General features: G+C 53.6%; 10 protein-coding genes. 4 read left to right on the top strand and 6 right to left on the bottom strand.

The window, feature by feature from the left end:
- The first annotated feature begins 77 nt into the window (after positions 1–77).
- From EG028_RS03925 to EG028_RS03915, 3 genes are all read left to right on the top strand, one after another.
- Positions 78–818: an MbnP family protein gene (locus EG028_RS03925; RefSeq protein WP_120515507.1), complete on the top strand. Its 741-nt coding sequence runs from the start codon at positions 78–80 to the stop codon at positions 816–818.
- A complete protein-coding gene (locus EG028_RS03920; protein ID WP_241559066.1) occupies positions 815–1,858 on the top strand; it encodes a cytochrome-c peroxidase in 1,044 nt (347 codons plus the stop codon). Before EG028_RS03925 ends, EG028_RS03920 begins: the two co-directional genes overlap by 4 nt.
- Positions 1,859–1,942: 84 nt before the next feature.
- Positions 1,943–2,386, top strand: a complete 444-nt coding sequence (locus EG028_RS03915) for a septal ring lytic transglycosylase RlpA family protein (protein WP_120515508.1) — start codon at positions 1,943–1,945, stop codon at positions 2,384–2,386.
- 70 nt (positions 2,387–2,456) lie between these two features.
- Here the strand turns inward: EG028_RS03915 and EG028_RS03910 are convergent, their stop codons facing one another.
- The 5 genes from EG028_RS03910 to EG028_RS03890 all read right to left on the bottom strand — a co-directional run bounded on the left by EG028_RS03910 (position 2,457) and on the right by EG028_RS03890 (position 13,260).
- Positions 2,457–3,017: a DNA-3-methyladenine glycosylase I gene (locus EG028_RS03910; protein WP_120515509.1), complete on the bottom strand. Its 561-nt coding sequence runs from the start codon at positions 3,015–3,017 to the stop codon at positions 2,457–2,459.
- A complete protein-coding gene (locus EG028_RS03905; RefSeq protein ID WP_120515510.1) occupies positions 3,017–5,224 on the bottom strand; it encodes a DUF4954 family protein in 2,208 nt (735 codons plus the stop codon). Before EG028_RS03905 ends, EG028_RS03910 begins: the two co-directional genes overlap by 1 nt.
- 7 nt (positions 5,225–5,231) lie before the next feature.
- Complete coding sequence (glmS, locus tag EG028_RS03900; protein ID WP_120515511.1) at positions 5,232–7,070, bottom strand: glutamine--fructose-6-phosphate transaminase (isomerizing); 1,839 nt, start codon at positions 7,068–7,070, stop codon at positions 5,232–5,234.
- Between the two features lie 101 nt (positions 7,071–7,171).
- Positions 7,172–10,789, bottom strand: coding sequence for a TraB/GumN family protein (locus tag EG028_RS03895; protein WP_120515512.1), 3,618 nt, complete (start codon positions 10,787–10,789; stop codon positions 7,172–7,174).
- 116 nt (positions 10,790–10,905) lie between these two features.
- Positions 10,906–13,260: a S9 family peptidase gene (locus tag EG028_RS03890; RefSeq protein WP_120515513.1), complete on the bottom strand. Its 2,355-nt coding sequence runs from the start codon at positions 13,258–13,260 to the stop codon at positions 10,906–10,908.
- An 89-nt stretch (positions 13,261–13,349) separates the two neighbouring features.
- Here EG028_RS03890 and EG028_RS03885 point away from each other — a divergent pair, with 89 nt between their 5' ends.
- A complete protein-coding gene (locus EG028_RS03885; RefSeq protein WP_120515514.1) occupies positions 13,350–13,892 on the top strand; it encodes a histidine phosphatase family protein in 543 nt (180 codons plus the stop codon).
- Here EG028_RS03885 and mgtE read toward each other — a convergent pair.
- Positions 13,889–15,265 carry a magnesium transporter gene (gene mgtE / locus EG028_RS03880; protein WP_120515515.1) on the bottom strand — a complete coding sequence of 459 codons (1,377 nt, stop codon included), beginning with the start codon at positions 15,263–15,265 and terminating at the stop codon, positions 13,889–13,891. The genes EG028_RS03885 and mgtE overlap by 4 nt on opposite strands.
- Between the last annotated feature and the right edge of the window lie 16 nt (positions 15,266–15,281).

Raw genomic sequence — 15,281 nt, 5'->3', positions numbered from 1 at the left:
AAATCTTCATAAAACGCTGCAAGGCCACCCGGTTTTGCAGCGTTTTTTATGTAACTTTAGTAGCACAACTCCGGACCATGAAGCCATATTATCTCCTGCCCGTGCTCTTTTTGCTATGCACCGCCTGTAAAAAGGACAAACAGGAGCAAGGCAATATCCAGGTAACCTTCAAAAACGTCGTAAACGGCGTCCCCCTCGTCCTCAACACCGCTCCTTACACCAATGCCAACGGGGAAACATTCACCGTCACCACTTTCAAATACTACATCAGCAACATTTCCCTCATAAAAATGGACAACAGCGAGCTGCGTGTACCAGACAGCTACTTCCTGGTGGACGAAAACACAGCGGCTTCCAAAACCATCACATTTAACGCGCCTGTGGGCGAATACAGGGCCGTTGCCTTCAAAATAGGGGTGGACAGCATACGCAACGTAAGCGGCGCGCAAACGGGCGCCCTGGACCCGGTGAACGGCATGTTCTGGAGCTGGAACAGCGGGTATATCATGGCAAAAATGGAAGGCACCAGCCCTGCTTCCACCGCGCCCGGCCAAACACTGACTTTTCACATCGGCGGCTTCAAAGGCAACTTCAACGCCGTGCAGGACGTAAACCTTGTGAGCCCGATCAGCCTGACGGTAGGCCTTGAGCGCAGACCGCAGCTCACGATCACCGCGGACCTCTATACCTGGTTCACCGGTGTGAACCTCGTGAAGTTCAGCGAAAACTCCGCCATTCACGTGCCCGGCGAGCTGGCCTGGAAGATTTCCACGAATTACCGCTACATGTTCAGAATTACAGATGTAACCGACCTTTGACAAAATATCTCATATATGCAGGCTGCCTGTTCCTCCTCATCTGGAGCTGCCGGCGAAACGGGGACGTGAGGCCCGGTACGCAGCCGTATACCCTGGAGCTTCCCTCCAATTTCCCGGCACCGGTGTACGATATGAGCTGGAACCCGCTCACCGTGCAGGGCGTTGCCCTGGGCAGGCGCCTGTTCTACGACCCGCGCCTTTCCCGCGACAGTACTATTTCCTGCGGTTTCTGCCACCAGCAGTTCGCCGCCTTTGCCCACTTCGATCACCCGCTGAGCCATGGGATAGACAACCGTACCGGGCTCCGCTCCGTGCCCGGCCTGTTCAACCTCATCTGGCAGAAGGATTTTATGTGGGATGGCGGCGTAAATCACCTGGAAGTACAGCCGCTCACGCCCATTACAGACCCGAACGAAATGGGCGAGGACCTTGCCAGGCTCATCAGCCGCCTGAATGCGGACCAGAAATACCGTGGCCTTTTCCGGGACGCTTTTGGCGAAGGGGAAATCAACTCGCAGAAACTTTTCAAAGCGCTGGCCCAGTTCATGGCCACCATGAATTCATTTAACTCGAAATACGACAGCGTGATGCGCCATGCGCCCGGCGTGCAGTTCACCGCCGAAGAAGCGGGCGGCTACGCCACCTTCCAGGCAAAATGCGCGTCCTGTCACAAAGAACCGCTGTTTACAGACGGCTCCTTCCGCAACAACGGCCTTCCTTACAACCCCTACCTCCACGACGCCGGCCGCATGCGTATCACGAACAGCACCGGCGATTACCTGAAGTTTAAGGTGCCCTCCCTGCGAAACGTGATCAAAAGCCCGCCCTACATGCACGACGGTCGGTTTTATGACCTGTTTGACGTATTTTTGCATTATTCGGAGAATATAGAACAGACTCCCACCATAGACCCGTTAGTGAAGAACCGCATCCCGCTGAGCAACCAGGAACAAAGGGAACTCTACCTCTTCCTGAACACGCTTACAGATCCCGGGTTTATCAACAGTAAGTCCTTAAGTGAGGTATTGATAACTGATTGATAAATAAGGAAATAGGATTCCTTTAACAGTTTACGAACATATCTTTAACCTTTTCTGGCAGGAATTTTGCCAATTCCGGGTGTCATGTTAAAAAATGTATTAAATAAAATAGTGAAGTGTGCAGCGGCAGCGCTGTTGATCCTTTCCATCGGCGCCGTTCCCGCAATGGCCCAGAAGAAAGTAGTGAAAACGCCGCCTACCACCGGAATTGCGAGCTATTATGCCCAGAAATTCCATGGCAGGAAGACCGCCAGCGGGGAGATATTTGACAATACCGCCATGACGGCAGCCCATAATACCCTTCCCCTCGGCACCATGATCAAGGTGACCAATATGCGGAACAACCGCTGGGTGATCGTAAAAGTAACGGACCGCCTGCACGCGGCCAACCGCCGGATCGTAGACCTTACGCAGGCCGCGGCCAAACAGCTCGGATTTATCCACTGGGGGCTTACGAAAGTAAAAGTGGAAGTGGTGACGAAAGAATTTGTGAACAGTCTTCCTTTCTGGGAAGTGGCACTGAATTAAGAACTTTGCACATAATGCAAATGGCCGGGATCTGATAGTCCCGGCCATTTTATTTTATTGCGGTTGCATTTTAAGGATGGTATTTCCAGCAGCCCTGCACATGATCGTCCACCATGCCGGTAGCCTGCATATAGGCATAACAGATGGTGGAGCCCACGAATTTAAAACCTCTTTTCAGGAGGTCTTTGCTCATAACATCTGATATCTCCGTTTTGGCCGGCACTTCCCGCATGCTTTTAAAGCGGTTGTGAACGGGTTTGTGTTGTACAAACTGCCAGATGTACCGGTCAAAGCTGCCGAATTCTTTCTGCACGGCGAGGAAAGCTTTGGCGTTGGAAATACAGGCCCGTACCTTCAGCTGGTTGCGGATGATGCCGGGGTCCTGCAATAATTTCTCTACTTTTTTCTCCGTGTATTTTGCGATCTTTTCCGCATCCCAGTTGTCGAAGGCCTTGCGGTAGTTTTCCCTTTTGGTGAGCACGGTGTACCAGCTCAGGCCGGCCTGCGCGCCTTCCAGGCAGAGCATTTCAAAAAGCCTGGTATCGTCGTGGCAGGGAGTGCCCCATTCATGGTCATGGTAATCCATGTACAACTGGTCTTTGGTGCTCCAGCCGCATCTTTGTTTTTCCATTACAGTTCCCACTTTTTGATCAGGTCTTTCACCTGTTTTTTGTATGCTTTCAGCACCTGGATGGTCTGCTGGATGAAACTGTTATCTTCCAGGCGGCCCACCACGGCTTCCATTTCTTCATTGTTTTCGTAGGTCATCTGGCGGAAGGGATTGAGATAGTCCTTTTCGCGGGAATGATAAATGCCTTCCGTGATCATACCGAAGGTATACACGGACTGGTCCAGGAATTTTTTGAACTGCGCGGCCGTCAGTTCTTTGGGGCTGAGCTGGTGCAGGTGCAGGAGGCAGGCCAGGGCGTGCTGGAGTTTGTCTTCGTCGTATCTTTCGCCCAGCTGGCGGTAAGCGTCGTGCAGTTGCTGCCAGCTGCCGATCTTTCCTTTGCGGATGCGTTGTTTCAGTTCTTCGAGGTCTTCCGTTTTCATCAGCTGCCCGCCTACATTGCTCCAGGGGCCTCTTTTGCATTGTTTCAGATAGGACTGCAAGGCGGGGAATGACTGGATATCCAGGTTCGCCGCCTGCTGCAGAAGATTTTTCACCGCGTACAGCACGATCAGTTCGCGGAAGAGGGGATAGGCTTTGTGCACTTTCAGCAGCATCACTTTGCGGCTGGAGTTTTCTACCTGTTCCCCGAGTATTTCCATGCGGGCTACTTTGGCGTTTTCTTCCAGCAGCAGTTTTTTGCCTGTTTGCTGAATGGCCTTTTTACCTGCTTTGTCTTTTTCTTTCTGCTGCATCTGCGCTTTGCCCACGGCCAGCTCCATCAGTTCCAGCGCTTCCAGCAGCTCTTCTGCTGAGTCCGGCGCGAGGTAATCGTATTCGATGTGCTGGGTTTTGTCCGTCCGTTTGTCGCGGTCCACATATTTCCAGGAGTTGCGGGCCAGTGCGTACATGTTGTGCATGAACCAGTAGCCGGGCATGATCCGCAGGCTGTTGTCATGTTCGTCGTTCACCACGAGGCTGAACGGGAACGGGATGCGCAGCTCGCTCATATAATTGCCTTTTGCGATGAGCGTGAAGCTGGCGAATTTGGAATTATGTTTCAGCGTAACGCTCAGGCCGGGCCAGAAACCGCGCCCGGCGATGATCTCACCGTCCGCCCCGCGGGAGTTATGATTGCTGCCGATGGTGGCGCCGGCGGCCATATTGCTTTGCCCCATGATGAGGGCGGCGCAAAGGAATGAGTTGTTATGATGCTGTTCGTGCGCGGGAAATATCAGTGAGTTCAGTACTTCGCAGCAGGAAATAGTCGCGTTGTTGCCCAGGTAGGAGTTGATCAGGCGTGCGCCGTACTTCAGCTGTGAATGCGAGGCCATGATAAAACGCACGGCCTTTACGCCGTAAAACACGCGGCATCCCAGGCCTACCACACCGTTCACCAGCTCGCAGCCTTCCCCGATCTGTGAGGGGGCGCCGGCTTCGCTGTTGATGGTGAGGTTCTTGAGTTTATTCGCGCCTTTCAGATACGCGTCCGTTCCGATGGTAACGTCTTTGATGATATTGCAGTGTTTGATCACGGTGCGGTCGCCCACCATGCCGTAATACCCGCGTCTTTTATCAAACTGTTTTTCGGTGAAGTTCTTGAACTGGTCCATCAGCGCCTGGTCATGGCGGTTGCGCGTCCAGAGCCAGGCGTCGCCGGGCAGCATACCGTCAAACGGCATCACGCTGCGGCCGCCGTTTTCGTTGCAAAGCTCCAGCCAGATGCGCACGCTTTCGGGCTCACCTTCTTTTACGATGCCGTTCCCGAATTTGGCATGATCTGTCACCGCCATTTCATTCACATTGGCGATCATCACTTCGTTGCCGATGATGTAATGGGAAAGGAAGTTCACGTTGTGGATCACCACGTTGTCCCCGAAGTCGCAGGACGCGATGGTGCTGTTATACAAACCAACCGGCAGGCGCAGGTTGTGGAATTCGAGGAAATAAGGCTCCAGCTTGCCGATGCGCACCATGCCGAAGAAGTGGCAGTGCTGCACGAGGTTGGGATCGAAGTCGTTGTCCACGAAAATATTATTCCAGTCGTCCGAAGTATTGTCGTTGCGTACGAGCGTTTCGATCTCACCGGCTTTCAGCTTGCGGTGCACGGTTTCTTTGCCGCGCTGCTGGTCGCGGAGGTAGTATTCGTTTCGCCCTTCGGGCAGGTAACGGTCATCAACGAACTGATAACCCAGCTGGCTGAGCGGTTTTTTTTCTATATGGTTCATACGGATACTATTCTACGGTTACGGACTTGGCGAGGTTGCGCGGTTTATCCACGTCATATCCTTTGGATACGCCGATGTGGTAAGCCAGCAATTGCAACGGTATCACGGAAATGATGGGCGCTACCAGTTCATCCGCTTCGGGCACTACGATCACATCGTCCGCCATGCCGGGTATCACCTGGTCGCCTTCCGTGGTGATGGCTATCACCTTGCCCTTACGCGCCTTGATCTCCTGGATGTTCGACACGATCTTTTCATAGTAACTGTCTTTGGTGGCAACAAATACCACCGGCAGGTTTTCGTCCACCAGTGCGATGGGGCCGTGTTTCATTTCAGCGGCGGGATAACCTTCCGCGTGGATGTAGGAGATCTCTTTGAGTTTGAGCGCTCCTTCCAGTGCGATCGGGAAGTTGTAGCCGCGGCCGAGGTAGAGGAAGTCGCGGGCGTCTTTATATTTTTCGGCAATGGCTTTCACCTGTTCGTTCAGCTTGAGGGCGGTAGCCACTTTTTCAGAAACATCATCCAGCTCGTCCAGCAGGTGCTGGAAACGCTGCGGGGTGATGGTGCCTTTGGCTTCGGCTATTTTGAGGCCTATCAGGCTCAGTACAGCCAGCTGGGCGGTAAATGCCTTGGTGCTGGCTACGCCTATTTCGGGGCCGGCGTGGGTGTATACGCCGCCGTTGGACAGGCGGGCGATGGAGGAGCCCACCACGTTACAAACGCCCAGGATGATCGCGCCTTTTTCTTTGGCGCTTTCCATGGCTACAAGGGTATCCGCTGTTTCCCCGGACTGCGATACGGCAATGATCACATCGCCTTTGCCCACTACGGGGTTCCGGTACCTGAACTCAGAAGCATATTCCACTTCCACCGGTATCCGGCACAGTTCTTCGATCATGTATTCGGCCACCAGCCCGGCATGCCAGCTGGTACCGCAGGCCACGATAATGATGCGGCGCGCTTCCTTCAGCATGTCCATATGTTCGCGGAGGCCGCCCAGCGTAAGTTTGCCCGCTTTAGCGTCCAGCCTTCCCCTTAAACTGTCGAAAATGGTCTGTGGCTGTTCGAATACTTCCTTGAGCATAAAGTGGTCGTAACCGCCTTTTTCGATGGCCGCCAGTTCTATGTCCAGTTTCTGGATGTAAGGGGTTTGTATTTCGTTGGAGATATTTTTCAGGATCAGTTCATCCGCGCGGAGGATGGCGATCTCGTAATCGTTTACATATACTACTTCTTTTGTGTACTCCACGATGGGCGAAGCGTCAGACGCGAGGAAGTGCTCGCCTTTGCCCACGCCTATTACCAGCGGGCTGCCTTTGCGGGCTGCAATCAGGGTGTCCGGTTTGTCTTCGTCCACGATCACGATCACATATGCGCCCACTACTCTTTTCAGCGCGATGCGCACGGCTTCTTCGGTGGAGCAGTCATTGCTTTTTTTGATCTCCTGGATGAAGTGAATGAGCACTTCGGTATCCGTATCGCTTGTGAACTGGTGGCCTTTGCTCAGCAGTTCCTTTTTCAGCTGCGCATAGTTTTCGATAATGCCGTTGTGCACCATGGCCAGCTTGCCGTCCCCGCTCAGGTGGGGGTGCGCGTTCCTGTCGCTCGGCTCGCCATGCGTGGCCCAGCGTGTGTGACCGATAGCGATATGGCTTTTGAGGTCCTTGCCCAGCACATAATCTTCCAGTTCGGATACTTTACCTTTTTTCTTATAAACTTTGAGATTCCCGCCATTCAGCAATGCAACGCCCGCACTGTCATAACCACGGTATTCAAGGCGTTTCAGCCCTTTTAATACGACGGGGTATGCTTCACGCTGGCCAATATAGGCTACTATTCCACACATGGATACAATAAGGTTTTGAAGGTTATAAATTCACAATAGGCGCTCAAAGTAAGACTTCTGTGCCAAATAAAAAAAGAGGCCGCGCCGGCAGCCTCTTTCAGTTAATCTATATTAAACGCCTGATTAGGACTTTCCCAGCCGTAGCGGTTCCGGTATTTGACGTGCCGGATCACTTTGGTGAACTGTTCAGGCAATGGTTTATCCGCCTGGTAAGGCAGTTCTGTGAGCTGTGTGAGCGCATCGCCGGGGCTGCATTCTTTTTCGTTGTCCGGCTGCATGCCGCTGATGGCCAGCTGCCAGCGGGTATCGTCTTTACCGCGGTATTTGTAGAAGTACACGGTGCCTTTGCGGAAACGGTGCATCGTCTGCTGTTTGCCCAGCAGCACCAGTGTATCAATTTTGTCATCGTAAGTTTCCGCGTTGTACAGGATGCTGCGCGCTATAGATTCCTGCCTGGAATATTTCTTAGGAAACCTGTTTGCCGCGCCTATCTCTTCCAGGGCCTCCCACAGCTTGACGCGGTACTTTTCCCTGCCGGCGATGTCTTCCAGCAGGCTGTCCGGTACGGGGAGCTTGTTGCGCAAATACAGTTGCGCACGCAGGATCTGCTGGCCGCTGCTTTTCATGGTTTCGTAGCGGGAAAAGAAACGCTCCGCATTCTTGTTGGTGTCTTTGTAGGGCAACAGCAGTATGGCGAAATTGTGGAGCGGGTAATTTTCCATATTGGCTACTGAAATGGAATAGGTCTCTTCCCTGTCTTCGTCTTTGTCATCCATGCGTTGCTCGGCCGATAATTGTTTTTGCAGGTTCACCCTTGCGTCAAAAGCGATCTGGTTGATCTGTTCTTTGTATACGTCCGGGTGGAGGTAACCGCTGTCCGTAAGCTCCGCCATGAGTGTATACACCTGGTTCTTGTAATCGGTGAGCGCGGTGAATTGCAGCAGGTCGGGGAAAAGGGCGGCGCTGAGCCTGAGCGAATCGTACAGGGGTGTGAACAAACCGGATGGCTGGTTCACATCGCCGAATACGGGGATCTCTTTCAGCACGAGTTCCCTGAATACATCATGCGCTTCACGCGTCTGCTGGTGCAGCAAAGCGGTAAGGATGCCGTATTGCAGGGCGGAAGTATCGTTGGCCGCCTGGTAAGCCTGCCGCAGGAAAGGAAGGATGTCCGGGTGTTTGATGGAGCCCAGCTGTTCTATCATGTCGGTTTTTACTTCGAAGTAATTTTTCTCCGTGGCGCTCCAGCCTTTGATCATCCTGATCAGCGCGGGGGCGTCCTCGTTCCGGTAGTTCACGTTCACGATGGATTGGCGGGCCTGTTTACGGAAGCTGCTGTCTTTGCTGTAGAAGTCTTCCAGCAGCAGCGGCGTTTTGTTCCGGTAAATGGAAGTGCCTGCCATGGTGTCTTCCGGCGTGAAGGTGTCATAGAAAGTGGTGATGAAAGAAGAGGGGCCGGCGATATTGTCCGTGATGGCGGAAAGGGTGTATACGGCGCCTTTACGGAGGTAGACCTTGTAAAGGAAATTTTTGGTGCTGTTGGTATCGCGCATCTGGTACAGGCAGGTTTCCCAGCCCGGCAGCTTTTCGTATTTTTTTGAATGGATCACCAGGTCCCCGTTGTTGGACAATTGTTTGGCTTTGTCGTTCCAGTATTCGGCGCTGTCTTTTACGCTGAAATAACGGTGGATCTTCTGGAAAGTGACATGTATGGTTTCGCCGGTACTGTCGGACTGGAACTTCTGTTCTTTAACGCTGTAGAGGTAATCGGTGTATTCTTCATTACTCCCGTTATTTTCCAGCAGGTCTTCTGATATATCCCTGTCTTCGCCTTTCACGGCGGTTTGCACGGAGAAATAAAGCGCGGTGTCCTTATGTGTACGGAAGTTGTTGTATTGCGGATTGCGGAGGCTGAAGGTGTTGAAAAAGTCCTGTGCGGTTTTTTTATCATGCTGGTAGCGGGCGGACAAGACGTAATAATTCGGTCCCTGCAGCAGGAAACGCGTTTGTGTAAAACTATTGTCTGTATTCTGGTTCACGATCTCCAGGCAGGGGTGGCCCATCCAGGTAAAGAGTCTGCGGCTCTTCTGCTGTTTGATGAACTGTGACTGCTGGAAACTTTCTTCCGCAAAGCTCAGTTCCACGGTATCTTCTTCCAGCAGGCTGTAATCGGGAATGGTTTTGCGGATGATCAGGAAACTGTTGCCGGTTTTTTTATCCAGCGCTTCGTATTCCTGTCTTTTGCTCATGGAGCGCAGCGCCACGTTGTTCGAATGTACGGGGGCATGGGGCAGTTTAACGGAAAAGCTGCCTTCGGCGGGATCGTACATGGCCCATTCCGGTGCGGGCACCGGTTTCAGGTGAACGGAGGCAAAAAAGCGGTCCGCTTCTTCGCCCGCCGCATATTCGCCATTGCCGCTGATCTTGAAGATGAATATTTCAAAGGGCGTTACAAAGATATTGTAGCGTTGCAGGTCGCCACGGCGGGTGCGGTTGCGGATATCAAAACCGGAATAACCGCTGTTTTTGATCTCCTTCCGCGAAATGATCTTGCCCGGGATGTTCTCATACAGGAGGCTGTCCACTTTCTTCAGCACGTCCTCCTCGGACTGCCCGAGACTGAGGGCGTTTGTTTTGATACGGCTTACGAGATAATACGCGCCGTTGGCAAGGTCCGCATACTGCAACTGTTGCAGCATGGTGAGATTGCTGAAGTTGTAGAGTTTGCCGGGCAGCTCTGCCTTTATCCATCCGTCCGGGGAAGTGTATGGCTGAAACACGACGGGTGCTTTCATTTTCTCCAGCTGGTCCTTCTGCTCGCTGTCCCGGTTGGCAATGCTCACGGGCCTTACGGTATAACCCGCTTTGCGGAGCATGTAGATCAGCCCTCTTTCGCCCGGGAGATGGGCGGCGCCCACACCGGCGAACAGGCTTTGTTTCCGGATGATGGAGTCGATCACTTTGAACATGTTCTCATTGCGCTTGTACAGGAACTTTTCCAGGAAAGCGGGGGAGTTGTTCTGTTTGCTGGACAGTGAATCCAGCAGGTCCAGGTCGCCGCGGCGGTACGCATCGTTCAGCAGGTTGCGCGTTTCCGCCGGGTTGGTATCGTAGGAGGAAGAATTATTCCTTTTGTTTCTGGACTCTTTCGCTGCGTCGCGGTAGGCTTCCAGCATCAGTCTTTCGGACTCCTCGAAACTTTCCACGCCGGTGGCTTTTTTGCCGAGTTTGCTGCCTACCTGGTAGATGTACATGTCCAGGAAAGTATCCTCCTCAAAATCTTCCTGCGAGCTGAAGGAGCGGTACAGCAGGTGATTGATCATTTCGGGGCGGTAGGTGAGGCCGTTGCGCACCAGGTCCCCGTAAGAGCTGATGGTAAAGGCGTCGCGGGGCATGAGTGAGCGGCGGCTGAGCGTGTTCATGTAGCTGCTGCTGATCATGAGCATCTTGCTTTTGGAAAAATCTTCCTGTAGCTGCTGAGGGTCTGTTTCGAGAGATACAACGTCCGCATTGCGGATGCAGTGGTAAAAAGAATCGCTGAGATTAAAGGCGAGCTTGTTGCTCACATGCATGGTTCCGAAAAGGTATGAGGGTTTCGCCAGGTTTTTGCCCGTGATCTCCCAGAGGAGGCCCTGGTATTTTTGGTTGTTTTGCGCAAACCCGACGCTGCACGTGGCCAGGAGCAGGCACACCAGTACACTTCTTTGCAAGTATTTCATGATTAGGACCCGGGGGATGATGATGCTTTCAAATATACTGAAAATAGCGTTGCAGTGCCTATGGGGCACTGCAACGCGTTATTGGGGGTGTATGTTCATCCCGCAGGAAGTTTGTCCTATTTTTTTAACAGCACGCCGTCAAATAGTCTGAGTATACGTTTGTATTCGTCCGTCCAGCTGGCGGGCTCGGTAAAGCCGTGGTCTTCCACGGGGTATACGGCCAGTTCCCAGTCGTTTTTCCCCAGCTCTATCAGGCGCTGCGAGAGCCGCACGATGTCCTGGAAATGTACATTGGTGTCCACCATCCCGTGGCACATCAGCAGGTGGCCTTTGAGGCCTTCCGCGAAATATATGGGGGAGGAGCGGTGGAATGAAATGCTGTCCGTATAAGGTTCGTTCAGGATGTTCGAGGTGTACCCGTGGTTGTAATGCGCCCAGTCTGTAACAGAGCGGAGCGCCGCGCCCGCCGCGAAATCGTCAGGGGTGGTGAACAGGGCCATGAGGGTGATGAAGCCGCCGTAGCTGCCGCCGTAAATGCCGATACGTTTAGCGTCCACGCCATGCTGCTGTGCGAGGAAACGCGCGCCGTCCACCTGGTCCGTCAGGTCTTTGCCGCCCATGTGACGGTAAATGCCGGTACGCCAGTCCCGGCCGTAACCGGCGCTGCCCCGGTAGTCGATGTCCAGCACGGTGTAGCCCAGGTCTGTGAGCAGGTTGTGGAACATGTATTCACGGTAGTACTGGCTCCACCATTTGTGGGCGTTTTGCAGGTATCCGGCGCCATGTACGAACACTACGGCTGCGCCGTTGCGTTTGGCCGCGTCCGGCGTATACAGGCGTGCGTATACAGTTTGGTTGTCGCGGGCTTTGAAGGTGACTACGTTCGCCTCGCGCCAGGGGTACGATTTGAACTCGTCCGTCATAGCCAGGTTCGTGATCTGCATGGGTTTTGCACCGGCTTTGTTTTCCTGGAGGTACATTTCCCAGGGTTTGTTCGAGGTGGAATAACGGTAGGCGATCCATTTTTCATCCGGTGACAGGCTTACGGTATGCGCGCCGGTCATGGAAGTAATACGCTCCGCTTTGCCGCCGGTTACCGGTAAACGGTAGAATTGTTTTTCGCCGGGGTGTACTTCGTTCGTAGTGATGTAAAAGTATTGTTTGTCTTTGGACAGTTCGGTATCCTGCACTTCGTACCGGCCCTGGGTGAGGGCTTTTTTCTGACCGGAAACCACGTTGCAGGTGTACAGGTGGGAGTAACCGGTGGCTTCGCTCTGGAACCAGCAGGTGTTCTCGTTGATCCAGCCGAGGCTGTACCCGCTGATGCCGGGCCCGCCTACCCATGCCTCGTCGCGCTGGCGGTCCAGGAGTTTCAGGGTGCCGGTGGCTGCGTCCAGCAGCATGATCCAGCGGTCTTTGTTGTCCTGCGAGCGGATATTCACGATGCCATAGGTGCCTTTGTCCGACCAGTTAGGGCCGCTGATGATTACGCCACGGGGCGCTCTTTTCGCGGTGTCTTTACCGGGATAATCTTTCAGGTAATCGGGCTTATCGTTGATGCCGGGTATCTGCGAGGTTTTGATGGGCAGCACGGTGTCTTTCAGGCGGTCGAACACAAAGGATTCGAAAGAAGGCTGCGGGGTGCCTACTTTGGCATTGGTGCGCAGCTCGCCGGTGAAGCCGCTTTCCGTTACGAAATTGGGTATCATGGCGCCTTTTCCCGGACCGCCTTCACGGAATACACGGTATACGATGAAGCGGCCGTCAGGGCTTACGTTGACGTCGCTGAGGGAGCGGTCGTCCAGGTAGAGACTGCGCAGCTGCTCGTTTTTAGGCAGGCTTTTGTTGAAGGAAGTGGCGGCGTCCGATTTCGCTTTTTTCTCTTTCAGTACCTGGAACAGTTCCTGCTGCTGCGCTTTCAGGTATTTGTCCTGCGCGTTCAGCGTTTCTGAACGTTCGGCGGGTTTGGCGCCGTTGACGAAGTCGGTGAGCTGTTCTATCAGCCCGGTCTGTATTTCCCAGCTGAAGATGTTGCGGTTTCGGCGGAAAAGGATGCGGCTGTCGTTAAACCCGAATTCGGCGCCGGTTTCCAGCTCCGATGTGCGGGTGATGCGCGTTTCTTTGCCGCTGGTTATATCCCGGAGGAATATGTCGCCCTGCCAGTTGTAGACCATCTGGGTGCGTGCATTGTTGTAGCTGGCGTTGGTCATTGCCTGGATGTGCTGGCGTTCCGCGGGCAGCGTTTTCCGGGGAGACTGCTGTGTGAGGCTGATGCTGTAAAGTGAATCCGCGGCGGCTTTTTCCGGGTTCCAGGAAAAGTAAACGGTTTTACCGTCCGCGCCCCAAAACAGGTTGTCCGGGGAAGTGCCGATCCATTTTGGGTCGCGCATGATCTTTTCAATGGTCAGCGACTGGGCATAGGAGGCGGCGGAAAGCAGGAGCGCCAGGGCAGGTAGTAATATTCGTTTCATCAGTACAAATGTCTTTTAAAGAGCGTATGGTTGATAGTGAATAATTTTTTTTAATTTGATGCCACAAGATAATAACAAACCCTGCACGAATGATGCGTAAAATGATAGCCGGTATGATGCTGGTGGGTGTAATGGCCGCGTGTGGCCAGTCTAAAAAGCCGGAGCGGGCAACCACGCCGGTGGCTGAAGACAGTACTTTCCTGACGGGCACCTTTTTCCTGGTGCGGCACGCGGAAAAAAATCCCGGGCGGGACTCCACGCTTACCACAGAGGGGAGGCAACGGGCGGGGAAACTCTACCGGATATTAAAGGATTCGGCCATCAGCCGCATTTATACCACCCCTTTTAAACGTACCGTCGAAACCGGCGATTCGTTGAGGATACTGGGAAAAGTGGATACCGCCTTTTACCAGCCGGACTCCACGGGTGAATCGCTTTTATACGAGATCAGCCGCCGTGGAGACTGGGGCAAACGTATTCTCGTGGTGGGCCACAGCAACACATTGATCCCGCTTATCAAAAGCCTTAATGCAAAACCCAAAATGGATTCCATCTCCGAAAAGGATTATGGCAACCTCTTTATTATTCACAAAGGGGTGCAGAAGGCGGAGCTGGTGGAAAAGAGGTATTAAAGCAGGATTCCCTTCAGGAAAATATACGCTACGCTGAAATAGATCAGCAGTCCCGTAACGTCCACCAGCGTGGCCACAAAGGGCGCGGAAGAGCTGGCGGGGTCAGCGCCCGCGCGCTTCAGGATCAGCGGCAGCATGGAGCCGGAAAGCGTTCCCCAGAGCACCACGCCAATGAGGGATACCCCCAGCGTAAGCCCTATCAGCACGGTATGGTTGCCGTACGTATGAAAGAATGAATTCCAGACGAGTATCCGTATAAAACCGATCACCCCCAGCACACTACCCAGCATGATGCCGGACAATATCTCCCTCCGCATCACCCTCCACCAGTCGCTGATGGTAAGTTCCCCAAGGGCCATGGCCTGTATGATGAGCGTGGATGCCTGTGAACCGCTGTTGCCCCCGCTGGAAATAATAAGCGGGATGAACAGGGCCAGCACCACGGCTTTGGCAATTTCATCTTCAAAATAGGTCATGACGGAGGCGGTGAGCATTTCGCCGATAAAGAGGATCACGAGCCAGCCTACCCTTTTTTTGAGCAGGCGCATCAGCGGCATGTCCAGGTAAGGTTCGTCCAGCGCCTCGGTACCACCGATCTTCTGGATGTCTTCCGTATGTTCTTCATTCGCGATCCAGAGGATGTCATCTATCGTCACGATGCCCAGCATTACGCCATGAACATCTATTACGGGCAGGGCCACACGGTTTTCCAGCCTGAATACCTGGATGGCTTCTTCCTGGTCGTCGTTCACATGCAGGGCTACAAAACGGTCGTCCATGAGGGTTTGCACCATGGTCTCCTGCGATACGAGCAGGAACTCGCGGATCCGGAAGTCGTCCAGCAGCTTGCCGTCATCGTCGATGATATAGATCACGTCGATGGTTTCGGAATCGCGGCCGTACATGCGGATGTGGTTCAGCACCTGGGCCACGGACCAGTGGGATTTGGCCGCGATGTAATCGGGCGTCATGATACGGCCCACGCTGTTCTCCTTGTAACCAAGAAGGGCGAGCGTCACTTTTCTTTCCTCGGGGTCCAGTAGTTTGATCAGTTCCTGTACGGCCTGGCTGGGCAGTTCTTCGAGGAAAGCGGTACGGTCATCCGGCGGCAGCTCATTCATCAGCTCGGCCGTTTTATGGGCGGGCAGTGCGCGGATGATGTCTTCCTGGGTGGGGAATTCCAGGATCCTGAAAGCCGCGGCGGCGCGGCTGAAGGTTAGATGATTGATGATCTCCACCGCATCGTCCGGTAATTCGTATATGAGTTCGGCAATGTCCGTAATGAGCTGGTCGTCCAGGAATGTTTTCAGTTCCCGGTGATCCTGCTCTTTGAGCAATTGTTCAAACCTTTCCAGTAATGCGGTGTTTTCCATAAATCTCTTCTCCTGG

The organism is Chitinophaga barathri, assembly GCF_003807585.1.
Classification (GTDB): domain Bacteria; phylum Bacteroidota; class Bacteroidia; order Chitinophagales; family Chitinophagaceae; genus Chitinophaga; species Chitinophaga barathri.
Note: the sequence above shows the minus strand (reverse complement) of the source record. Positions and strands in the feature narration are given on the sequence as shown.

Excerpts from the sequence above, each read along its gene's own strand:
- glmS (WP_120515511.1), bottom strand. The coding sequence starts at position 7,070 with ATGTGTGGAATAGTAGCCTATATTGGCCAGCGTGAAGCATACCCCGTC.
- EG028_RS03925 (WP_120515507.1), top strand. The coding sequence starts at position 78 with ATGAAGCCATATTATCTCCTGCCCGTGCTCTTTTTGCTATGCACCGCC.
- EG028_RS03910 (WP_120515509.1), bottom strand. The coding sequence starts at position 3,017 with ATGGAAAAACAAAGATGCGGCTGGAGCACCAAAGACCAGTTGTACATG.
- EG028_RS03905 (WP_120515510.1), bottom strand. The coding sequence starts at position 5,224 with ATGAACCATATAGAAAAAAAACCGCTCAGCCAGCTGGGTTATCAGTTC.
- EG028_RS03885 (WP_120515514.1), top strand. The coding sequence starts at position 13,350 with ATGATGCGTAAAATGATAGCCGGTATGATGCTGGTGGGTGTAATGGCC.
- EG028_RS03915 (WP_120515508.1), top strand. The coding sequence starts at position 1,943 with ATGTTAAAAAATGTATTAAATAAAATAGTGAAGTGTGCAGCGGCAGCG.
- EG028_RS03895 (WP_120515512.1), bottom strand. The coding sequence starts at position 10,789 with ATGAAATACTTGCAAAGAAGTGTACTGGTGTGCCTGCTCCTGGCCACG.
- mgtE (WP_120515515.1), bottom strand. The coding sequence starts at position 15,265 with ATGGAAAACACCGCATTACTGGAAAGGTTTGAACAATTGCTCAAAGAG.
- EG028_RS03890 (WP_120515513.1), bottom strand. The coding sequence starts at position 13,260 with ATGAAACGAATATTACTACCTGCCCTGGCGCTCCTGCTTTCCGCCGCC.